Consider the following 20,170-nt stretch of genomic DNA (forward strand, 5'->3'; position numbering starts at 1 on the left):
CGGCCATCCGCACGGAGCCGGCCCACACAGACCGCGACCCTGGCACCTTCAACTATCAAAGACGGTGGAGACCTGAAAATGAAAACAACAATGAAAATGCTGGCTGCGAGCCTGGTGCTGGCCATGTCCGGCATGGCAATCGTGCCGACGGCAAGTGCCGCCGACAAGGGCGCCATCGGCATTTCGATGCCGACCAAATCCTCGATGCGCTGGATCGCCGACGGCGACAACATGGTCAAGGTATTCAAGGAGCGCGGCTACAAGACCGACCTGCAGTTTGCCGACGACGATATCCCGAACCAGCTGGCGCAAGTGGAAAACATGATCACCAAGGGCGCCAAGGTGCTGGTGATCGCCGCCATCGACGGCACCACCCTGTCGAACGTGCTGCAAAAGGCGGCCGACAAGGGCATCAAGGTGATCTCGTATGACCGCCTGATCCGCGGCACGAAGAACATCGATTACTACGCCACCTTCGACAACTTCCAGGTCGGCGTGCTGCAGGCGGCCTACATCGAGAATGCGCTGGGCCTGAAACAGGGCAAGGGCCCGTTCAACATCGAACTGTTCGGCGGCTCGGCCGACGACAATAACGCGCATTTCTTCTACAACGGCGCGCTGTCGGTGCTCAAGCCGTATATCGACAGCGGCAAGCTGGTGGTGCGCTCGAAGCAGATGGGCATGGACAAGGTGGCGACCCTGCGCTGGGATGGCGCCGTGGCGCAGGCGCGCATGGATAACCTGCTCAGCGCCTATTACGGCAATGCGCGCGTCGATGCCGTGCTGTCGCCATATGACGGCTTGAGCATCGGCATCCTGTCGTCGCTGAAGGGCGTCGGCTACGGCACGCCGAAGCAGCCCTTCCCCGTCGTGACCGGCCAGGATGCCGAAATCCCGTCCGTCAAATCGATCATCCGCGGCGAACAATCCTCGACCGTGTTCAAGGATACGCGCGAGCTGGCCAAGGTGACGGCCAACATGGTCGACGCGATGATGAGCGGTAAAACGCCCACCGTCAACGATACCAAGACCTATAACAATGGCATCAAGGTGGTGCCATCGTTCCTGTTGAAACCGGTCACCGTCGACAAGGCGAACTGGAAGCAGGTACTGGTCACGGGCAGCGGCTACTACACCGAAGCGCAGGTGAAATAATCGGTACCGCAGGCCTGGCGACGCCCGGCCTGTCGCTTCACGCACGATCCAGAACAAGACTGCCGCACCGCCGGCGCGCCAAGCAGTGCGCGGCCGTGCCAGAGAGGTAATATGACCAACACTATCCTGGAAATGCGCGGGATACGCAAAACGTTCCCGGGCGTCGTGGCACTCGACAATGTCAACCTGCGGGTGCGCAGCGGCGAAATCCATGCCATCGTGGGCGAAAACGGCGCCGGCAAATCCACCTTGATGAAGGTGCTGAGCGGAGTCTACGGCCATGGCAGCTACACGGGCGACATCGACTACCAGGGCCAGACCCGGCACTTTCGCGGCATCAAGGACAGCGAGGAAATCGGCATCATCATCATCCACCAGGAACTGGCGCTGGTGCCGCTGCTGTCGATCGCCGAGAATATCTTCCTCGGCAACGAGCCGGCAAAAATGGGCGTCATCGACTGGGAACATGCGCAAAGCCGCACGCGCGAACTGCTGCAGAAAGTCGGCCTGAAGGAGTCGCCCGACACCCTGATCACCAACCTGGGCGTGGGCAAGCAGCAGCTGATCGAAATCGCCAAGGCGCTGTGCAAGGACGTCAAGCTGCTGATCCTCGACGAGCCGACGGCCAGCCTGAACGAAAGCGACAGCGCGGCCCTGCTCGACCTGCTGCTGGACCTGAAAGCGCAGGGCATCGCGTCGATCCTGATCTCGCACAAGCTCAACGAGATTTCGCGCGTCGCCGACGCCATCACGGTGCTACGCGACGGCAACACCGTCGACAGCTTCGACTGCCGCCTGGAACCCGTCAGCGAAGACCGCATCATCGAGAAAATGGTCGGGCGCGAGATGGCCGACCGCTACCCGCCACGCACGCCCAGCATCGGCGACACCATTTTCGAAGTGCGCGACTGGCGCGTGTTCCATCCCGAGCACGCGGACCGCGCCGTCATCAAGGGCATCAACCTGCACGCCAAAAAGGGCGAGATCATCGGCATCGCCGGCTTGATGGGATCGGGGCGCACGGAGCTGGCGATGAGCATTTTCGGGCGCGCCTACGGCCAGCGCATCAGCGGCACGGTGCTCAAGAATGGCCAGGAAATCGACGTCAGCACCATCGGCAAGGCCATCGCGCACGGCCTCGCGTATGTCACGGAAGACCGCAAGGGCCTGGGCCTGATCCTCGAGGAAGACATCAAGAAAAACACCAGCCTGGCCAACCTGGACGCGGTGTCGACCCGCACGGTCATCGACGAGGCGCGCGAATTCGGCGTGGCCGACGATTTCCGCCGCAAGCTGAAGATCCGCTGCTCAAGCATCCTGCAGAAGGTGGTCAATCTGTCCGGTGGCAACCAGCAGAAAGTGGTGCTGGCGAAGTGGCTGTTTTCACGCCCCGACATCCTGATCCTCGATGAACCGAGCCGCGGCATCGACGTCGGCGCCAAATACGAGATCTACAGCATCATCAGCGAGCTGGCCGCCGAAGGCAAATGCATCATCATGATTTCCTCGGAAATGCCGGAATTGCTGGGCATGTGCGACCGGATTTACGTCATGAACGAAGGCCGTTTCGCGGCCGAACTCAGCGCAGCAGAAGCGTCGCAGGAACGCATCATGCGCGCCATCGTCACACACGGAGAACACCATGGACAATAAACTGACAGCGGGACAGGCGGTGCCTGCCGCCGCTCCCGCGGCCGAGCAGCAGGCGAAAAGCTACGCCGGCTTTTTGAAGAACAACATGCGCGACTACGGCATGCTGCTCTCCCTGATCGCCATCATGGGCTTTTTCCAGTACATGACCGACGGCACCCTGATGCAGCCGCTGAACCTGACGAACCTGGTGCTGCAAAACAGCTATATCGTCATCATGGCGCTAGGCATGCTGATGGTCATCGTGGCCGGCCATATCGACCTGTCGGTCGGCTCGGTGGTCGGCTTCGTCGGCGCGCTGGCGGCCGTGCTGATCGTCAATTACCACATGAACTTTGTCGCCGCCAGCATCCTCTGCCTGCTGGCCGGCGCCGTCATCGGCGGCGCGCAAGGATATTTTGTCGCCTTCTTCAAGATCCCTTCCTTCATCGTCACGCTGGCCGGCATGCTGGTGTTCAAGGGCCTGACCCTGGCACTGCTGGCGGGCCAGTCGGTCGGCCCCTTCCCGGAAGGCTTCCAGATGCTCAGCTCGGGCTTCCTGCCCGACCCGTTCGGCGGAGAAAACCTGCGCGGCTTTTCGCTGCTGCTGGGCGTGATCGCCGCCGCGGCGCTGATTGCCACCTCGCTGCGCAGCCGCGCCAAGCAGCTCCGGCACGGCATGGAAAACGAGCCGCGCGCCTTCTTCCTGCTGAAAAACGGTATCTTCGCCGCCGTGATGGTGTATTTCAGCTACCTGCTGGCGTCGTACCGCGGTTTCCCCAACGTGCTGGCCGTGATGTCGGTGCTCATCGTCGCCTACACTTTCATCACCAACCGCACGGTGCTGGGCCGCCGCGTCTACGCCGTCGGCGGCAACGAGAAGGCGGCGCGCCTGTCGGGCATCAAGACGGAACGCGTAAGCTTCTACACCTTCGTCAACATGGGCATGCTGGCCGCGCTGGCCGGCCTGATCTTCGCCGCGCGCCTGAATACGGCCACGCCGAAAGCGGGCACCGGTTTCGAGCTGGACGTCATCGCCGCCTGCTTCATCGGCGGCGCCTCCGCCTCGGGCGGCGTGGGCAAGGTGATGGGGGCCGTGATCGGCGCCTTCATCATGGGCGTGATGAACAACGGCATGTCCATCATGGGCATCGGCATCGACTACCAGCAGGTGATCAAGGGCCTGGTGCTGCTGGCGGCCGTCTTCATCGACGTCATCAACAAGAACAAGTAGACCGGTTCGAGCCTTAGGGGGCTCCGGCCGGCGCTTGCGCCGGCCTTTTTATATAACGTCGGACAAAAGCGTAGCGAGCAGCGGCAAGTTGTGGCCTAGACACGCAGCGGTGCTTTAGCATGGGGCCGCCGAAGCAGTGAGCATCGCAGGCCGCAAATTGCGATGCGCAGCAGCTTATGTCAGACGTTGGCGGCCAGGCGGGCCGCGCGGTCGCCCCACCATGCCGCTTCCTCGAACACGGAAAAGCCCGATAAATCGGCATGCGCGAACAGGACGGCACCCTCGTGCTCGCGCAGCGCCTTCAAGCCCGCATTGCTGCGAAAGCCGGGCAGCGGCGCCGCCATGGCGTGGCCGCGCACGGTGATGTCGACCCGTTCGACGCAGCTGGCAAAGTCGCGTCCATACGCCGTTTTCAGGTCGACGCTGGCCAGCGCCAGCAGTTCTTCGGGGCTGGCAGTGTCAAGCCACTTGCGGGCCGCCTGCGGCGTGCGGTCGGACAGGGCCACATAGGCGCTGAAGACGGTTTTCTCGGGCGGGCGCACGCGGATATCCTGGTGCGTGGAGACGACATAGCCAAGGCCCGGCTCCTGGTACACCACATTGTCCCAGCACAGGGGCGCGTGCGGCAGTTCGTCGGGAAAACGCTTGAGCAGGAAGTTCGCCACCAGCCACGGCGCATACGCGGGCGTATCGCGTTGCGCGTCAAAGCCATACTCGGCGATGTTGTCGACCACGCGGGCCGCCACATACAGTGGCATGGCACAGATGGCCTTGCGCGCCTTGACCAGGTAGGTGCGCGGCTGGCCGTCGACCAGTTCCAGGCACAGCGCTTCGACGCCCTGGTCCGTCGTCTGCACGGAGACCACCGTGCCGCTCTTGCGCCGCACGCCAGAGGCCTGCTCCATGGCCGTGGCCACGGGCTGCATGCCGCCCGGCCAGGTCAGCCAGGCGCCATTGCCGGCATTCGCCGCCTGGCCCCAGCGGCTGCAATAGTAGTGCAGGCCGGCCCAGGCCGAGACCTGGTCGTAGCGCGTGCCGTAATCGTCGCGGCAGCAGTAATTCAGGTACCAGTGCAGGGTGGGCGAGGTATAGCCTTCGCGCTCCATCCATTGTTTCAAGGTGATGGCGTCGAGCGCCTGCCAGGCCGGATCCTGCGACGATTCCACGGTGGGAAAGACGAACACGCGCCTGCCGTCATTGCCGCGCACCTGGCGCAGGCGCCGCACCTCGGCAAAGAAGCGCTCGTGCTGCGCCAGTTCCTCGGCCGGCACGCCTTCGGTGGGAATGAAGCCGTCCTGCCAGTGGCCATTGAACAGCAGGCGCTCTTCCGGCGCATGCAGGATGTAGCGTTCGTCATAGTACGGCTTTTCCGCCTGCGCATCGCGCTGGATAATCCCCAGGTCGTACAGGATTTCGCGCACATGCGTCGATTCGGGCGACGGCAACGGCAAATAGTGGCCGCCCGTGGGGTAGGCCAGGTCGCCGAAATGACCGCCGGCCGCGTTGCCATACGGCTGCGGCCCGTCGATCATGAGGAAATCCTGGTGCCCCAGCTTGTTCAGGCGCCACGCCGCCGTCAGGCCCGCGATGCCGGAGCCGAGGATGGCCACGTCGGTAGTGACGGTCTCGGTGGGCACCGGCAGCGCGCTGCGCTCGCGCAGCAGCTTGCGCAGATAGTGGCCCTCCTCGCGGCCCGGATACAGCACCCTGGGCGTGACTTCCTGCCAGCGCAGCCAGGCGCCAATGCTGCCGACGCCGGCGGCCGACGCCGTGGCGCCGGCGGCGGCCCACAGCAGGAAGGAGCGGCGCCGCATCAGCGGATCACCCGGTTCCAGTCCTGCTCGAATTCATGCACGAGCGACTGGGTGTTGAGGCGATTCGGCGCCATCGGTAGCGGCTGCATGTCGGGCGGGAAGATGAACATCTCGCGCGTGGTGTCCGCATTCAGGTAGCGCATCGGCAGGCGGTAGCTGGTCGGCGGCACGTAATCGAGCTGCGGCGAGGCGAGAATAAAGCCCCATTCGCCGAACGAGGGCACGTAGGCGTGGTAGGGCCAGGTGCGCATGCCTACTTCGCGCAGGGTGGAATTGATGGTCCAGTAGGCATGCGGAGCAAAGAACGGCGACGTCGATTGCACCACCATCAAGCCCTTGGCCGCCAGGTGCTTCTTCACCAGGTCGTAGAACGGCACGGAATACAGTTTACCGAGCGCGAAGCTGGACGGATCGGGGAAATCGACGATGGCCGCGTCGAACATATCCTGGTTGTTGCGCAGCCAGACGGCGGCATCCGCATTGACGACGGTGACGCGCTTGTCGGAGAACGAGCGATTATTCAGCTTGGCCAGTTCCGGGCGCGTGGTAAACGCGGCCGTCATGGCAGGATCGAGGTCCACCACGGTGACGTGTTCGATCTGTGGATAACGGAGGATTTCGCGCAGCGCCAGGCCGTCGCCGCCGCCCAGCACCAGCACGCGGCGCGCCCACGGCAACGCTTCCATCACGGGATGCACGAGCGCCTCATGGTAGCGGTATTCGTCGCGCGAGGAGAACTGCAGGTTGCCGTTGATGTACAGGCGCGTATCGTCCTTCCAGCGCGTGATCACCAGGCGCTGGTAGGGCGTGGTGGTGGAATACACGATCTGGTCGCCGAACAGCCCGTGTTCGCCCCAGGCCACCATGCGGTCCGACATGGCGAATCCGGCGACCAGCAGCAGCATCACGGCGCAGGCGCGCAGGAAGCGGCCCGTCAGGTTCTTCAGCTCCGCGCGGAACACGTAAATCGTCCACAAGCCCACGCCCACGTTGAGCATGCCGAACAAGAATCCCGTGCGCACCAGGCCCAGATAGGGCGACAGCACCAGCGGAAACAGCAAGGAGACGGCCAGCGCGCCCAGGTAATCGAAGGTCAGCACGCGGCTGACCAGTTCAGAAAACTCCGTCTGGCGCGAATTCAAGGCGCGCATCACCAGCGGCACTTCCATGCCGACCAGTGCGCCGATCAGGAACACCATCACATACAATAAGGTACGAAACGGCGCCGCCATCCATGAGAAGGTCATGAACAGGATGGCGGCCGACAGGCCGCCGATCAGCCCCACGGCCATCTCGATGTCGACGAAGCGCGAGAGTACGTCCTCGTCCTTCACATACTTTGAAAAGTGAGCACCCACACCCATGGCAAACAAGTAACAGCCGATGATGGTGGAAAACTGCAGGATGGAGTCGCCGAGCAGGTAGCTGGACATGGCGCCGGCGATCAGCTCATAGGCGAGGCCGCAGGAGGCGACCACGAAGACGGACAAAATCAGAATCTTTTTGTTCATGGGGCTTTTTTTGTTCTAATATGCTTTGACGTTATTAACTTGCTCATGCGTTGCTCGCCTCGGCCTTGATCTGCCGTGGCCGCAACGCGCGGCCACCACGAGGAATGCCGTGCCCGACATCCTAAACTATCTGATCCATCTTTTACTGGCCGCCGCGCTGCTGATTGTATTTTTTGTCATCTACACGCGCGTCACGCCGTATAACGAAGTGCTGCTGATCCGCCAGGGCAACCAGGCGGCGGCCCTGTCGCTGGGCGGCGCCATGCTGGGCTTTTCCGCCACCATCGCCTCGTCGCTGATGCACACGGCCGACTACCAGCAATTCTTCGCCTGGGCTTTCGGCGCCATGGTGGTGCAATTGCTGGCCTATGTGGTCACCACGCGGCTGCTGCGCATGTCGAAGGATCAGATCGAATCGAACAACAGCGCCTTTGGCGGCCTGCTGGCGGCCATTTCCCTGTCGATCGGCGCCATCAACGCCGCCTGTATTTCCTGACACCGGCTTCAACTTATTCAAGGACATCCATCATGAGCCTCGGCAGCTTTATCAAGAAGCAGTTTATCGACGTACTGCAGTGGAACGAAGAAACGGAGGGCGTGCTGGCCTGGCGTTTCCCGATGCAGGATTTCGAGATCCAGAACGGCGCCATCCTGAATGTGCGCGAATCGCAGGTAGCCGTCTTCGTCAATGAAGGCAAGATCGCCGACGTCTTCGGCCCCGGCACGCACAAGCTGACGACGCAGACCTTGCCGCTGCTGACCAACCTGAAAAACTGGGACAAGCTGTTCGATTCGCCGTTCAAGTCGGACGTGTATTACTTCAGCACCCGCGTGCAGACGGGCCGCAAGTGGGGCACGCCGCAGCCGATCACCATCCGCGACAAGGATTTCGACATGATCCGCGTGCGCGCCTTCGGCATGTACTCGTACCGCATCGCCGACGCGCGCACCTTCTTCACGGAAATCAGCGGCACGCGCGAGGTCTACACGCGCGACGAAGTGGAAGACCAATTGCGCGGCATCCTGATGTCGAGCATGGCCAGTTCGCTGGGCGGCGCCAATGTGCCCTTCCTCGACATGGCGGCCAACCAGGCGCTGATGGCGCAGGAAGTCAAGGACGGCCTGGCGCAGGCGTTTGCCCGCTATGGCGTGGGCCTCGACGAATTCAACGTGGCCAGCATCAGCCTGCCCGAGGAATTGCAGGCGGCGCTCGACGAGCGCATCTCGGCCGGCATGAAGGGCGGCCTGGGCGCCGACAAGATGAGTGGCTATACCAAGTTCCAGGTGGCGAACGCAATCCCGCTGGCGGCGCAGAACGAAGGCGGCATGGCCGGCATCGGCGCCGGTCTCGGCGCCGGGCTGTCGATCGGCCAGGTGATGGCGCAAAGCATGGGCGGCGCGCTGCAGCAGCCGGCCCCTACACCGGCTCCGGCGGCGCCACCCGCGCCCGCGGAAGAACCGATCGAGGCGCGCCTGGAAAAACTCAAGGGCCTGCTCGACAAGGGACTGATTTCGCCGGCCGACTACGACGGCGCCAAGGCTGAACTGCTGAAAAAACTGATCGGCTAAGCGCGACTGCATGCAAACTGTTTCCTGTCCCAGCTGCGGCGCGGAAGTCCATTTCCGCTCGCACGCTTCCGTGCTCGCCGTGTGCGAGTACTGCCACAGCACCATCCTGAAGGACGCCGACGCGGTCAAGGATCTGGGCAAGATGTCGGCCGTCCTCGAAGACTACTCGCCGATCCAGATCGGCACGGCCGGCGTGCACGATGGCCTGCATTTCACCATCGTCGGGCGCATCCAGCAGCGCTACAGCGCCGGCACGTGGAATGAATGGTATGTGCTGTTCGACGACGCCAGCACGGCCTGGCTGGGCGACTCGTCCGGCCTGTACACCTTGACGCGCGAACGCCGCACGCAGGAAGCCCTGCCTGCCTTTGCCGAGCTGGCGCCAGGCAGGCGCTACACGATCTGCGGCGAGCCCTATACGGCGGCCGAGATGCGCAACGCCGAGTGCATCGCGGGCCAGGGCGAGCTGCCGTTCAAGGTGGGCGCCGGCTGGCGCATCCAGGTGGCCGATTTCCGCAACTATGGCAGCTTCGTCACGCTCGATTACACGGATGGCCCGCAGCCGGTGGTCTACATGGGCGTCGCCGTCACCCTGGAAGGCTTGCAGTGCCAGCTGCTGCGCGATGAGGACGCCATCGCCAAAAGCGCCGGCAAATACCGCGGCAAGCTCGATGCGCTCGATTGCCCGTCCTGCGGCAGCGGCATCCGCTACGTCCCTGGCGCGGCGGCGCAGCTGGTGTGCCCTGCCTGCCACGCACGGCTCGATGCCAGCGGTCCGGAAGCGCAGGTGCTGGCCATCGGCAGGCAGGTGCACGACAACGTCGACATCACGCTGGAGCTGGGCGCCAGCGCGAAGATCAACAATATCGACTTCACGGTCATCGGCATGATGCGCCGCGCCGACGACGAAGGCAGCGAGTGGAATGAGTACCTGCTGTACGGCGCACGCGCCGGCTTCTTCTGGCTGGTGGAGACCGATGACGGCTGGTCGCGTTCGCACGTGCTGCCGAACTGGCCCACCTGGGCCTCCCTGGACGCGGAACAATGCACGCTCGATGGCGCCACGTATGCGAAACTGTACGACTATGGCTCGCAAGTGGTGTATGCGGCCGGCGCCTTCAACTGGAGGGTGGCCGTGGGCGACAGCACGCATGTGTTTGAATTCGAACAGGGGCAGACAAAGCTGGCGGCGGAAGTCACCGGCGAGGAAATGACCTGGTCGCGCTCCGCGCCCGTCGCCTATGACCAGATGGCAGCCTGGTTCGGCGCCGCCTTCCATGGCGGCAGCAAGGTGCAAAATACCAAGCTCAGTCACCGTGGCATCGCCAAGATCTTCATCATCATCATCCTGGTCCTGAATGCGATTCCCCTGTTCGTCTCGTTTTCCAGCACCTTGATGTGGAGCTTGCTGGCTTGCCTGGCGCTGTTCCTGCCAGCCGCTTTCCTCGACAAGAATACAAAGAATCCCCCATGAGCAAATACGTGATTTATGCCTTGATGGTGACGTTTTCCGTCACGGCCACCAACTGGGTGCGCATGTTCACGCTGGCCGGCAGCGGCATGCGCAGCACCGGCACACACAGCGGCAGCAGCTGGAGCTCGCGCACGGGCAGCGGCGGCGGCAGCTATGGCGGCGGCTCGAGCGGCGGCAGCCACAAATAAGCATGGCAGAGACACCGCATCTGCCCCTGGGCACCCATCTGCTGGCCGACCTGTCGGGCATTTCCGCTGACCGCCTGCGCGACTGCGACGCGCTCGAACGCCTGCTGCGGCAAGCGGCCGTCACGGCCGGCGCGCAGGTGCTGCACAGCCATTTCCACAGCTTTGGCGCGGGCCAGGGCGTCACGGGCGTGGTGCTGCTGGCCGAATCGCACATTTCGCTGCATACCTGGCCCGAAGTCGGCTTTGCCGCCGTGGACATCTTCATGTGCGGCGCGGCCCGGCCGCAACTGGCGCTCGACGTCGTCAAGGAGGCGCTGCAGGCGGCGCAGTGCCAGCTGCAGTCCGTGCGCCGCGCGCCACCGGGCCAGGCCTAGGCTCGCTGGTGCATCGCGTGGGGATCGCTTACACTGTCGGCTGATCCTCCAACCGTGACTCCCATGCGCCGTTCCGCCTTCCTTGCCCTGCCACTGCTGCTGCTGGTCTCCGCCTGCAACGATTACACGGCGCCCAGCCTGTACCAGGCCACCACGCCCGAATGCAAGACGTGGACGGAAGGTTCGCGCTTCGAACTGCCACGCGGTATCAGCGTGTATGCGACGCCCCCCGTCACGCTGAAGGAAGGCGGCACGGAACTGGCGCTGATCTTCACCTTGCCCGTCGGCACCCAGGCCAGCTTCACGCGCCTGTCCTTCCTGCTGGAAGAGCCGCACCAGCCGCCGTTCGCCGAGGCGAAGGTGCTGACCATCTACCAGCGCGGCATGAACCAGAAGGCGGAAATCGTCGACGTCATCGAAAAACTGCCCATCATGTTTTCCGCCGTCGGCAACAGCAAGGAAACCCAGTGGCGGCTGCGCTTGCAGCTGCCGCGCCAGCTGCCGCAGCGCTTTGATTTATCGATGCCCGACATGCTCGTCGGCGGCAAGCGCTACCCGGTGCGCACATTTACCTACCGCTATTTCCCCGAACGCCAGGCCTACGGCATGTGCAGCTGATGTTGACGCCGGCGCGCGCCGCTGGCACACTGGCGTTTTCCATCACACAACAGGAGTAGACAACATGCGCCATTCGGATACTGCCGTGCTGTCGGCTGCCTGATCACGATCGTTCCAGTCTGCAGTCATACTGCACTGACGCCGTTTTACCCCTGCGCGTGATCGCGTAGCCGACTTCCCTCTTCTTTCGTGCCAGTCACTGACTGGCGGTGCCTGCACGCGCAGGCGATACGTCCGCACGCGGACGACAGAATACGGAATCACGCTACCATGATCGCACTCGATTTTGCGCAACTACGCCCCATCGGACTGCAGCAGGCCATCGCCAGCGCAGCCGCCCAACTCGACACCCTCCCGCCCAGCACGCAGCTGATGCGCGTGAGCGCCGTGCACCGCGACAGCCTCCTCGTGCACGATGGCTTGCAGGAAAACCCGGCGCAGATCCTGCCGCGCCTGCTACATGATCTGCAGGCACAAGACACCATCGTCGCCGTCGGCGACTGGGTCGCCGCCGAACACGATGCGCACGGCATGCTGTGGATAACTGCGCGCTTATCCCCGCTCACGCAGATCGCCCGGCGTGGCAATGACGGCCGGCGCCAGCTATTGGCCTGCAATGTCGATACGGCCCTGCTGGTGATGGGACTGGACGCGGACTTCAACCCGCGCCGCCTGGAGCGCTATCTGGCCATCGTGCTGGCGGCCCAGGTCGCGCCCGTGGTGGTGCTGAGCAAGGCCGACGTGGCCGACGACGTGGCGGACAAGCTGGCCCTGCTCAAGCAGCGCCTGCCATCCCACGTGCCCCTGTTTGCCGTCGACACGCGCCATGCGTACGACGTGGCCATCCTGGAACCCTGGCTGGACCCGGGCCAGACCCTGGTGCTGCTCGGTTCATCGGGCGCCGGCAAGTCCAGCCTGACCAATACCCTGTGCATGGCGGAACAGGCAACCAGCGGCGTGCGCCATGGCGATGGCCGCGGCCGCCATACGACGACGGTCCGTTCCCTGCACCTGTGCGCCGGCGGCGCCTGCATCATCGATACGCCGGGCCTGCGCAGCTGGCAGGCCGACGCCGATGCGCAGACCCTGGCCGCCACCTTCGACGACATCGCGGCGCTGGCGGCAACATGCCAGTTCCGCGACTGCCGTCACGACCGCGAACCCGGTTGCGCCGTGCGCGGCGCCGTCGACGCGGACCGCCTGCGCAATTATCACAAGCTGCTGCGCGACGCGCACCGTAGCGAAGAGACACCGCTCGAGCGCATCGCCGCGCGCGCCAAGTGGAAGACGATATTGAAGGCGGGACAGGAAAGGAGCAGGCAGAAGCGCCAGGAATGATCGTCAAAGCATAAAAAAAGGCAGCCCGGAGGCTGCCTTTCTTGCGCGGCGCAGATCGATTAAATCTTGCGCAGCTTCTGGATCGCTGCCAGCTGCGCAATCGCGCTGGCCAGCTCGGCTTGCGCTTGCGCGTAGTCGATGCCCGAATCCTTGTTGTGGATATTTTCTTCCGCCAACTTCTTCGCTTCCAGCGCTTTCGCTTCGTCGAGGTCGTGACCGCGGATCGCGGTATCGGCCAGGACGGTCACGGTATCCGGTTGCACTTCCAGAAGGCCGCCGGCAACGAAGACGAACTCTTCTTCAGCCTGGCCGACTACCTTGATGCGGACCGCGCCCGGACGGATGCGGGTAATCAAAGGCGTGTGGCGTGGGTAGATACCCAGCTCGCCCTGTTCACCCGGCAACGCGACGAATTCTGCTTCGCCTGAAAAAATCAGTTCTTCAGCGGAAACCACGTCAACGTGAATTGTGTGTGCCATGTGTGTCCTATCGGGTTGAAGAACCCCGCCGTGTAACGGGCGGGGTTAGGCCCAGACTTAACTTAGTTAAGTTTCTTGGCTTTTTCGATTGCTTCTTCGATCGTGCCGACCATGTAGAACGCTTGTTCCGGCAGGTGATCGAGTTCGCCCGAAGCGATCATTTTGAAGCCCTTGATCGTGTCTTTGAGCGAAACGTATTTACCAGGCGCGCCGGTAAAGACTTCAGCGACGTGGAAAGGCTGCGACAGGAAACGCTGCATCTTACGTGCGCGGGCTACCAGCAGTTTGTCTTCCGGTGCCAGCTCGTCCATGCCCAGAATCGCGATAATGTCGCGCAATTCCTTGTAGCGTTGCAGGGTCGTTTGCACGGCACGCGCGGTGTCGTAGTGCTCTTGACCGACGATCAACGGATCGAGCTGACGCGAGGTCGAATCCAGTGGGTCCACGGCTGGGTAGATACCCAGGGAAGCGATGTCACGCGACAGCGCAACGGTCGAATCCAAGTGAGCAAATGTGGTAGCAGGCGATGGATCGGTGTAATCATCGGCTGGAACGTAGACGGCCTGGATCGAGGTGATCGAACCGGTCTTGGTCGACGTGATACGCTCTTGCAGACGGCCCATTTCTTCCGCCAGGGTCGGTTGGTAACCCACAGCCGACGGCATACGGCCCAGCAGTGCCGAAACTTCGGTACCGGCCAGGGTGAAGCGGTAGATGTTGTCGACGAAGAACAACACGTCCTTGCCTTCATCACGGAACGATTCAGCGATCGTCAGGCCGGTCAGCGCAACGCGCAGACGGTTACCTGGCGGTTCATTCATCTGACCGTAGACCATCGCGACTTTGGAGTTCTCTGGATTTTCCAGATCGACCACTTTCGCGTCAGCCATCTCGTGGTAGAAGTCGTTACCTTCACGGGTACGCTCACCGACGCCGGCGAACACGGACACGCCGCTGTGCGCCTTGGCGATGTTGTTAATCAGTTCCATCATGTTCACGGTCTTGCCTACGCCAGCGCCGCCGAACAGACCAACTTTACCGCCTTTTGCAAACGGGCAAACCAGGTCGATCACCTTGATGCCGGTTTCCAGCAGTTCTTGCGATGGCGACAGTTCGTCGTATGCAGGAGCGGTGCGGTGGATCGACGCGATCTGCTCGTGCGACACGGGGCCGCATTCGTCGATCGGGTTACCCAGCACGTCCATGATGCGACCCAGGGTTGCTTTACCGACTGGCACCATGATAGGTTTGCCGGTATTTTGAATCATCATGCCGCGACGCAGGCCATCGGACGAGCCGAGTGCAATGGTACGGACAATGCCGTCGCCCAACTGCTGTTGTACTTCCAGGGTCAGTTCCGAGCCTGCCATCTTCAAGGCATCAAATACCTTAGGCATCGCGTTGCGGGGAAACTCAACGTCCACCACAGCGCCGATACACTGAACGATTTTGCCATCAGCCATGTTCGTTCCTTCAATATAGTTAAATTCGTTTAAACCGCAGCCGCACCGGCGACGATTTCGGAGAGTTCTTTGGTAATCGCAGCTTGGCGGGTCTTGTTGTAGATCAGCTTCAATTCGCCGATCACACTACCCGCGTTGTCGCTTGCAGCTTTCATCGCGACCATCCGTGCCGATTGCTCGGACGCCAGATTCTCCGCGACTGCCTGGTACACCAGCGCTTCTACATAGCGCTCCAGCAATTCGTCGATGATGCTTTGCGCATCCGGCTCGTAGATGTAATCCCACGAGTGTGCGCTCTTGTCGGCGACCATCTTGTCGGCCGTCAATGGCAGCAACTGTTCGACCACTGGCTCCTGCTTCATCGTGTTGATGAATTTGGTATAGCACAGGTACACTGCGTCGAGCTTGCCTGCCTGGAACTCTTCGAGCATGACCTTGACAGGTCCGATCAGTTTGTCCAGGTGGGGCGTATCACCGGTCTGAATGGCAGAGGCGACGATCTTGACGCCGATGCGATTCAAAAAACCCAAACCCTTGTTACCGATGGCAACTGCTTCAACCCGATTGCCAGCTGCTTCCAGCTCGCGCGACTTCGACGTCACCTGGCGCAGGATGTTGGTGTTCATGCCGCCGCACAGACCCTTGTCGGTCGTGACAACGATGAAACCTACTGCCTTCGCTTGCGTACCCTGGGCAGCTGCCAGGAACGGGTGCGTGTATTCCGGATTGGCGGTCGCCAGATTGGCGGCGATATTCCGAATCTTGTCACTATAGGGACGAGCGGCCCGCATCCGGTCTTGCGCCTTGCGCATTTTGGACGCGGCGACCATTTCCATCGCCTTGGTGATCTTCTTCGTATTCTCTACGCTCTTGATCTTGCCTCGTATCTCTTTGCTTGATGCCATGAGTCCTTACTCCTTCTGCGCGTAGGGCGGCGCCTCACTCGAGGTGGGCGCCGCCTGGCCGCTTAATATGCGCCGGATTTCTTGAAATCAGCAATGGCCGCCGACAGAGTTGCTTCGCTGTCTTTGTCGAGTTGCTTGGTTTCTTCGATCTTGGCCAGCAGAGCAGCTTGCTTGGTCTTCATGTAAGCGTGGACACCAGCTTCGAACGACAGCACTTGCTTGACTGGCACGTCGTCCATGAAGCCCTTGTTCACCGAGAACAGCGATACGGCCATCAGCGAGATCGACAGTGGCGAGTATTGGGCTTGCTTGAGCAATTCCGTTACGCGCGCGCCGCGGTCCAGCTGCTTGCGGGTCGATTCATCCAGGTCCGAAGCGAACTGCGCAAACGCGGCCAGTTCACGGTACTGCGCCAAGTCGGTACGGATACCGCCGGACAGGTTTTTGATGACCTTGGTCTGGGCGGCACCACCGACGCGCGATACGGAAATACCGGCGTTAATTGCAGGACGGATACCGGCGTTGAACAGCGAGGTTTCCAGGAAGATCTGACCGTCGGTAATCGAAATCACGTTGGTTGGAACGAATGCGGACACGTCGCCAGCTTGCGTTTCAATGATCGGCAGTGCCGTCAGGGAACCGGTCTTGCCTTTGACGGCGCCGTCGGTGAACTTCTCGACGTAGTCGGCGTTCACGCGCGCTGCGCGTTCCAGCAGGCGGCTGTGCAGGTAGAACACGTCGCCTGGGTACGCTTCGCGACCTGGTGGACGGCGCAGCAGCAGCGAGATTTGACGGTATGCAACAGCTTGTTTCGACAGATCATCGTAGACGATCAGTGCATCTTCACCGCGGTCACGGAAGTATTCGCCCATGGCGCAACCGGAGTACGGCGAGATGTATTGCATGGCGGCCGATTCCGAAGCGGAAGCGGCGACAACGATGGTGTATTCCATCGCGCCGTGCTGTTCCAGCGAGCGCACGATGTTCTTGATCGACGAGGCTTTTTGGCCAATCGCGACGTAGATACATTTCATGCCCTGGCCTTTTTGATTGATGATCGCATCAATCGCCACGGCCGACTTGCCGGTTTGACGGTCGCCGATGATCAGTTCGCGCTGGCCGCGGCCAACTGGAACCATCGCATCGATCGACTTCAGGCCGGTTTGCATCGGTTGCGACACGGATTCACGGGCGATCACGCCCGGAGCGATTTTTTCAATCGCGGCCGTCAGTTTGGTTTCGATGGCGCCTTTGCCGTCGATCGGCTGACCCAGCGCGTTGACTACGCGGCCGAGCAGCTCAGGACCGACTGGCACTTCCAGAATGCGGCCGGTGCATTTCACCGTGTCGCCTTCGGAGATGTGCTCGTAGGCACCCAGAATCACGGAGCCGACGGAGTCGCGTTCCAGATTCATGGCCAGGCCAAACGTGTTGCCTGGGAATTCCAGCATCTCGCCTTGCATCACGTCCGACAAACCGTGGATGCGGCAGATACCGTCGGCGACGGAAATAACCGTGCCTTGATTACGCACTTCAGCGCCGCCGTCAAGACCTTGGATCCGGCTCTTGATCAACTCGCTGATTTCAGATGGGTTGAGTTGCATACTAACTCCTAAAAGTGTTTCTCTCAGCTTGCGCGAGGGGTAAGGGTCTGTCTTAGCTGGCCTGCCGAAGCGCGTGTCTTACGACACCAGTGCAGCGTGCAGTTGCTGCAGCTTGGCGCGCACCGAGGTGTCGAGCACTTGGTCGCCAACAACCACGCGCACGCCGCCGAGCAGCGATGGATCCACTGTGACGGCAGGGTTGAGCTTACGACTGAATTTCTTTTCCAGCGTTGCGACCAGCTCGGCCGTTTGGCCTTCGCTCAGATCGAAAGCGCTCGTGATCTCGGCGTCAGCCGCACCTTCCAGGCCATTTTTCAAGGCATGGAATTGCGCGCCGATTTCCGGCAGCAGGCTGATGCGGCCATTTTCGATCAACATGGTGACGAAGTTTTTCACTTCCTCATTGAGCGGCGATTTCAACAACGACAGGATGGTGGCGGCGACGTCGCTTTCCGAAACTTTCGGATTGCGCGCGTACGCCTGTACCTCGGGGTGGCTACCGATCTGTGCCAGTTCGGACACCAGTTCGGACCACGCCGCGAGGTTGCTTGACTCCTTACCAGCTTGGGCTACGCGGAACAAAGCTTCCGCGTAGGGACGGGCGACGGTTGCGAGTTCTGCCATGATTACAGCTCGACAGCAAGACGCTGCAACATTTCGGCGTGAGCCGTTGGGTTTACTTCACGCTTCAAGATCTGCTCGGCACCCTTGACAGCCAGGTCAGCCACCTGAGCGCGCAATTGTTCGCGTGCTTTCGACAGTTGCTGTTCGGCGTCCGACTGGGCTTGCGCAATGATACGCGCAGCTTCAGCTTGTGCATTTTGCTTGATCTCTTCAGCAACCAGCTGCGCGCGCTTTTCAGCGTCCGCAACGCGTTGCGAAGCTTCTTCACGTGCACTGTTCAATGCCTCTTGCGCACGCTTTTCAGCGACAGCCATCGAAGCTTGACCTTGATCGGCAGCAGCCAATCCATCCGCGATTCGTTTGGCACGCTCATCCAGCGCGTTGTTCAGCGCTGGAAATACGAACTTCATCGAGAACCAGACCAACACCGCGAAGGTGATCATCTGGCCGATGAGCGACATATTGATGTCCATACCTTTGCTCCTAACTAAAAGTTTCTCCTAGGGTTGGAGCGAATTACTGAGCAACAGCCGTCAGAGCGGACAGGAACGGGTTAGCGAACGTGTACAGCAGAGCAACACCAACGCCGATCATCGAGATAGCATCCAGCAGACCAGCGATAACGAACAGTTTGGTTTGCAGTTGTGGCATCAGTTCTGGTTGACGTGCCGAAGCTTCCAGGAATTTGCCACCCAAGATAGCGAAGCCCAGAGCGGTGCCGATTGCGGCCAGGCCGATGATGATTGCTGCTGCCAGAACGGTCATGCTTTGTACTTGTGCGATCAGAGCTTGCATAAAATTCTCCTAAATTTAAAAACGAAAGATACTAAAAAAACAAAATATAAAGTTAATGATTAATGTTTCTCAACCGCGAGGCTCAGATACACAACCGTCAACGCCATAAACACAAAAGCTTGCAAAGTTACAATCAAGATATGGAAAATTGCCCATGGACCACCCAACGCCCACTGTGCCCACCAAGGCAACAACGCGATCAAGATGAAAATCAGTTCGCCGGCATACATATTGCCGAACAGTCGCAGCGACAGGGAGATCAGTTTTGCAACCAACTCAACCATTTGCAGCAAGAAATTGACGGGTGCCAAGGCGATCGTGCCGATCAGGCCGCTCGCATGGAACGGCGCCGTGAACAGTTCCTTGATCCAGCCGCCCAGGCCCTTGGCCTTGATCGAGAAGGCGATCACGCACAGCACGACCGACAGCGACATGGCGAAGGTGTGGTTGACGTCGGCGGTCGGCACGGCGCGCAGCTTATGCACGCCAAACCAGCTGAGGATCTTCGGCAACAGGTCAACAGGCAGGAAGTCCATTGCGTTCAACAACCAGACCCAGACAAAAATAGTGATGGCCAGCGGCGCGATGACCTTGCTTTTCGCGTGGAAGGCCCCATTAATAGTGTCATTGACGATTTCCATGACCATTTCGACGAAGTTTTGCAACTTGCCAGGCACGCCGGCAGTGGCACGACGCGAAGCCATGTAGAAGACACCGAGGAAGACAAAGCCCAGAATGGCCGAAATCCAGAACGTATCCAGATTGATCGTGCCTTCGGCATTGCGTAGGTGAGCCAGATGGTGGCTGATGTATTCTGTGGCGTTGGCCGGGGCAGCATGGCCCGCTTCAATAGCGTGTTCTGTGGTCATAATGAATTTAGATTTGTCGTTTCAGAGCACAACAGGCCCCAAAACCAATGATTAAACAGCGAGCAATGAAAACCAGTATGCTAAGGTTGCCACCGCGAAACCCAAGATCAGCCATAACCAGGCGGCCGACTGAAACAACACCAGTGCCAAGATAAAGAGCACCGCTGTGATAAATATTTTCACCACTTCTGCGCGCAAATGCGCCCGGAATACCTTGTTGGCGTCGCTAGAACCGCGAACGACCAGCATGGCATACACCAGGCTACCGATGACTGCGATAGCGCCGCCGTATGCGGCGGACCAGCCTCTCACACTGCCACCGAAAAACAGGGTGACCGTGGCAAAACTGATAGCGATTGCGAGCTGCAAAGCAACTACTTTGTAGACAGGTTTGGCAATATTTTGTTGTGAATCACTCAATTGCCAGGTTCCCGGAAAAATCTACACACGCAAAGACACGGGATTATAGTTGGCTTTGATCTATAGAGTCAAACGTTGCTGCACCGCAGCAGGGCAATTGCTGCGCG

21 protein-coding genes are annotated in these 20,170 nt (G+C 61.0%); 10 read left to right on the forward strand and 11 right to left on the reverse strand.

From position 1 onward, the window contains the following. The first annotated feature begins 123 nt into the window (after positions 1-123). From chvE to mmsB, 3 genes are all read left to right on the forward strand, one after another. Entirely contained in the window at positions 124-1,155 is a 1,032-nt protein-coding gene (gene chvE, locus YQ44_RS26350) for a multiple monosaccharide ABC transporter substrate-binding protein (RefSeq protein ID WP_442905943.1), read from the forward strand. Positions 1,156-1,266: 111 nt separating this feature from the next. Continuing rightward, positions 1,267-2,808 (forward strand): multiple monosaccharide ABC transporter ATP-binding protein, encoded by a 1,542-nt coding sequence (mmsA, locus tag YQ44_RS26355; RefSeq protein WP_071325894.1) that lies wholly within the window; start codon positions 1,267-1,269, stop codon positions 2,806-2,808. Beyond that, complete coding sequence (mmsB, locus tag YQ44_RS26360) at positions 2,798-4,018, forward strand: multiple monosaccharide ABC transporter permease (protein WP_071325895.1); 1,221 nt, start codon at positions 2,798-2,800, stop codon at positions 4,016-4,018. Before mmsA ends, mmsB begins: the two co-directional genes overlap by 11 nt. Positions 4,019-4,197: 179 nt before the next feature. Here mmsB and YQ44_RS26365 read toward each other — a convergent pair whose 3' ends face one another. Together YQ44_RS26365 and YQ44_RS26370 are read right to left on the reverse strand one after the other, a co-directional pair. Continuing rightward, the gene (locus YQ44_RS26365; protein WP_071325896.1) at positions 4,198-5,832 is read right to left on the reverse strand and encodes an NAD(P)/FAD-dependent oxidoreductase; all 1,635 of its coding nucleotides are present in this window, start codon (positions 5,830-5,832) and stop codon (positions 4,198-4,200) included. Continuing rightward, positions 5,832-7,343 carry a polyamine aminopropyltransferase gene (locus YQ44_RS26370; RefSeq protein ID WP_071325897.1) on the reverse strand — a complete coding sequence of 504 codons (1,512 nt, stop codon included), beginning with the start codon at positions 7,341-7,343 and terminating at the stop codon, positions 5,832-5,834. Before YQ44_RS26370 ends, YQ44_RS26365 begins: the two co-directional genes overlap by 1 nt. 109 nt (positions 7,344-7,452) lie before the next feature. Between YQ44_RS26370 and YQ44_RS26375 the strand changes: the two genes are divergently transcribed. From YQ44_RS26375 to rsgA, 7 genes are all read left to right on the forward strand, one after another. After that, positions 7,453-7,839 (forward strand): DUF350 domain-containing protein, encoded by a 387-nt coding sequence (locus YQ44_RS26375; RefSeq protein ID WP_071325898.1) that lies wholly within the window; start codon positions 7,453-7,455, stop codon positions 7,837-7,839. Positions 7,840-7,871: 32 nt separating this feature from the next. Continuing rightward, positions 7,872-8,912: an SPFH domain-containing protein gene (locus YQ44_RS26380; protein WP_071325899.1), complete on the forward strand. Its 1,041-nt coding sequence runs from the start codon at positions 7,872-7,874 to the stop codon at positions 8,910-8,912. Between the two features lie 10 nt (positions 8,913-8,922). Next, the gene (locus YQ44_RS26385) at positions 8,923-10,386 is read left to right on the forward strand and encodes a DUF4178 domain-containing protein (RefSeq protein ID WP_071325900.1); all 1,464 of its coding nucleotides are present in this window, start codon (positions 8,923-8,925) and stop codon (positions 10,384-10,386) included. Beyond that, complete coding sequence (locus YQ44_RS26390) at positions 10,383-10,574, forward strand: hypothetical protein (protein WP_071325901.1); 192 nt, start codon at positions 10,383-10,385, stop codon at positions 10,572-10,574. Before YQ44_RS26385 ends, YQ44_RS26390 begins: the two co-directional genes overlap by 4 nt. Before the next feature lie 2 nt (positions 10,575-10,576). Continuing rightward, the gene (gene speD / locus YQ44_RS26395; RefSeq protein ID WP_071325902.1) at positions 10,577-10,948 is read left to right on the forward strand and encodes an adenosylmethionine decarboxylase; all 372 of its coding nucleotides are present in this window, start codon (positions 10,577-10,579) and stop codon (positions 10,946-10,948) included. 63 nt (positions 10,949-11,011) lie between these two features. Next, positions 11,012-11,566: a hypothetical protein gene (locus YQ44_RS26400; RefSeq protein WP_071325903.1), complete on the forward strand. Its 555-nt coding sequence runs from the start codon at positions 11,012-11,014 to the stop codon at positions 11,564-11,566. A gap of 270 nt (positions 11,567-11,836) precedes the next feature. Beyond that, a complete protein-coding gene (rsgA, locus tag YQ44_RS26405) occupies positions 11,837-12,904 on the forward strand; it encodes a ribosome small subunit-dependent GTPase A (protein ID WP_071325904.1) in 1,068 nt (355 codons plus the stop codon). Positions 12,905-12,963: 59 nt separating this feature from the next. Here the strand turns inward: rsgA and YQ44_RS26410 are convergent, their stop codons facing one another. From YQ44_RS26410 to YQ44_RS26450, 9 genes are all read right to left on the reverse strand, one after another. Further along, positions 12,964-13,383: a F0F1 ATP synthase subunit epsilon gene (locus YQ44_RS26410; RefSeq protein ID WP_058050961.1), complete on the reverse strand. Its 420-nt coding sequence runs from the start codon at positions 13,381-13,383 to the stop codon at positions 12,964-12,966. Between the two features lie 62 nt (positions 13,384-13,445). Further along, on the reverse strand, positions 13,446-14,846 hold the full coding sequence (gene atpD, locus YQ44_RS26415) for a F0F1 ATP synthase subunit beta (protein ID WP_034752705.1): 1,401 nt from the start codon (positions 14,844-14,846) through the stop codon (positions 13,446-13,448). Positions 14,847-14,875: 29 nt separating this feature from the next. Next, positions 14,876-15,751, reverse strand: coding sequence for a F0F1 ATP synthase subunit gamma (gene atpG / locus YQ44_RS26420; protein ID WP_071325905.1), 876 nt, complete (start codon positions 15,749-15,751; stop codon positions 14,876-14,878). 62 nt (positions 15,752-15,813) lie between these two features. Continuing rightward, on the reverse strand, positions 15,814-17,355 hold the full coding sequence (atpA, locus tag YQ44_RS26425; RefSeq protein ID WP_034752701.1) for a F0F1 ATP synthase subunit alpha: 1,542 nt from the start codon (positions 17,353-17,355) through the stop codon (positions 15,814-15,816). A gap of 78 nt (positions 17,356-17,433) precedes the next feature. Continuing rightward, complete coding sequence (locus tag YQ44_RS26430; RefSeq protein WP_034752699.1) at positions 17,434-17,979, reverse strand: F0F1 ATP synthase subunit delta; 546 nt, start codon at positions 17,977-17,979, stop codon at positions 17,434-17,436. A gap of 2 nt (positions 17,980-17,981) precedes the next feature. Continuing rightward, positions 17,982-18,452 (reverse strand): F0F1 ATP synthase subunit B, encoded by a 471-nt coding sequence (locus YQ44_RS26435; RefSeq protein WP_071325906.1) that lies wholly within the window; start codon positions 18,450-18,452, stop codon positions 17,982-17,984. A 43-nt stretch (positions 18,453-18,495) separates the two neighbouring features. Further along, on the reverse strand, positions 18,496-18,774 hold the full coding sequence (atpE, locus tag YQ44_RS26440) for a F0F1 ATP synthase subunit C (RefSeq protein ID WP_034752695.1): 279 nt from the start codon (positions 18,772-18,774) through the stop codon (positions 18,496-18,498). A gap of 59 nt (positions 18,775-18,833) precedes the next feature. Further along, entirely contained in the window at positions 18,834-19,643 is an 810-nt protein-coding gene (gene atpB / locus YQ44_RS26445) for a F0F1 ATP synthase subunit A (RefSeq protein WP_071325907.1), read from the reverse strand. Between the two features lie 51 nt (positions 19,644-19,694). Next, the gene (locus YQ44_RS26450) at positions 19,695-20,063 is read right to left on the reverse strand and encodes an ATP synthase subunit I (RefSeq protein WP_071325908.1); all 369 of its coding nucleotides are present in this window, start codon (positions 20,061-20,063) and stop codon (positions 19,695-19,697) included. Between the last annotated feature and the right edge of the window lie 107 nt (positions 20,064-20,170).

This window comes from Janthinobacterium sp. 1_2014MBL_MicDiv (assembly GCF_001865675.1).
Lineage (GTDB): Bacteria > Pseudomonadota > Gammaproteobacteria > Burkholderiales > Burkholderiaceae_D > Janthinobacterium.

Coding starts and splice junctions, on each gene's coding strand:
- chvE (WP_442905943.1), top strand. CDS start 124: ATGTCCGGCATGGCAATCGTGCCGACGGCAAGTGCCGCCGACAAGGGC.
- mmsA (WP_071325894.1), top strand. CDS start 1,267: ATGACCAACACTATCCTGGAAATGCGCGGGATACGCAAAACGTTCCCG.
- mmsB (WP_071325895.1), top strand. CDS start 2,798: ATGGACAATAAACTGACAGCGGGACAGGCGGTGCCTGCCGCCGCTCCC.
- YQ44_RS26365 (WP_071325896.1), bottom strand. CDS start 5,832: ATGCGGCGCCGCTCCTTCCTGCTGTGGGCCGCCGCCGGCGCCACGGCG.
- YQ44_RS26370 (WP_071325897.1), bottom strand. CDS start 7,343: ATGAACAAAAAGATTCTGATTTTGTCCGTCTTCGTGGTCGCCTCCTGC.
- YQ44_RS26380 (WP_071325899.1), top strand. CDS start 7,872: ATGAGCCTCGGCAGCTTTATCAAGAAGCAGTTTATCGACGTACTGCAG.
- YQ44_RS26385 (WP_071325900.1), top strand. CDS start 8,923: ATGCAAACTGTTTCCTGTCCCAGCTGCGGCGCGGAAGTCCATTTCCGC.
- YQ44_RS26390 (WP_071325901.1), top strand. CDS start 10,383: ATGAGCAAATACGTGATTTATGCCTTGATGGTGACGTTTTCCGTCACG.
- speD (WP_071325902.1), top strand. CDS start 10,577: ATGGCAGAGACACCGCATCTGCCCCTGGGCACCCATCTGCTGGCCGAC.
- YQ44_RS26400 (WP_071325903.1), top strand. CDS start 11,012: ATGCGCCGTTCCGCCTTCCTTGCCCTGCCACTGCTGCTGCTGGTCTCC.
- rsgA (WP_071325904.1), top strand. CDS start 11,837: ATGATCGCACTCGATTTTGCGCAACTACGCCCCATCGGACTGCAGCAG.
- YQ44_RS26410 (WP_058050961.1), bottom strand. CDS start 13,383: ATGGCACACACAATTCACGTTGACGTGGTTTCCGCTGAAGAACTGATT.
- atpD (WP_034752705.1), bottom strand. CDS start 14,846: ATGGCTGATGGCAAAATCGTTCAGTGTATCGGCGCTGTGGTGGACGTT.
- atpG (WP_071325905.1), bottom strand. CDS start 15,751: ATGGCATCAAGCAAAGAGATACGAGGCAAGATCAAGAGCGTAGAGAAT.
- atpA (WP_034752701.1), bottom strand. CDS start 17,355: ATGCAACTCAACCCATCTGAAATCAGCGAGTTGATCAAGAGCCGGATC.
- YQ44_RS26430 (WP_034752699.1), bottom strand. CDS start 17,979: ATGGCAGAACTCGCAACCGTCGCCCGTCCCTACGCGGAAGCTTTGTTC.
- YQ44_RS26435 (WP_071325906.1), bottom strand. CDS start 18,452: ATGGACATCAATATGTCGCTCATCGGCCAGATGATCACCTTCGCGGTG.
- atpE (WP_034752695.1), bottom strand. CDS start 18,774: ATGCAAGCTCTGATCGCACAAGTACAAAGCATGACCGTTCTGGCAGCA.
- atpB (WP_071325907.1), bottom strand. CDS start 19,643: ATGACCACAGAACACGCTATTGAAGCGGGCCATGCTGCCCCGGCCAAC.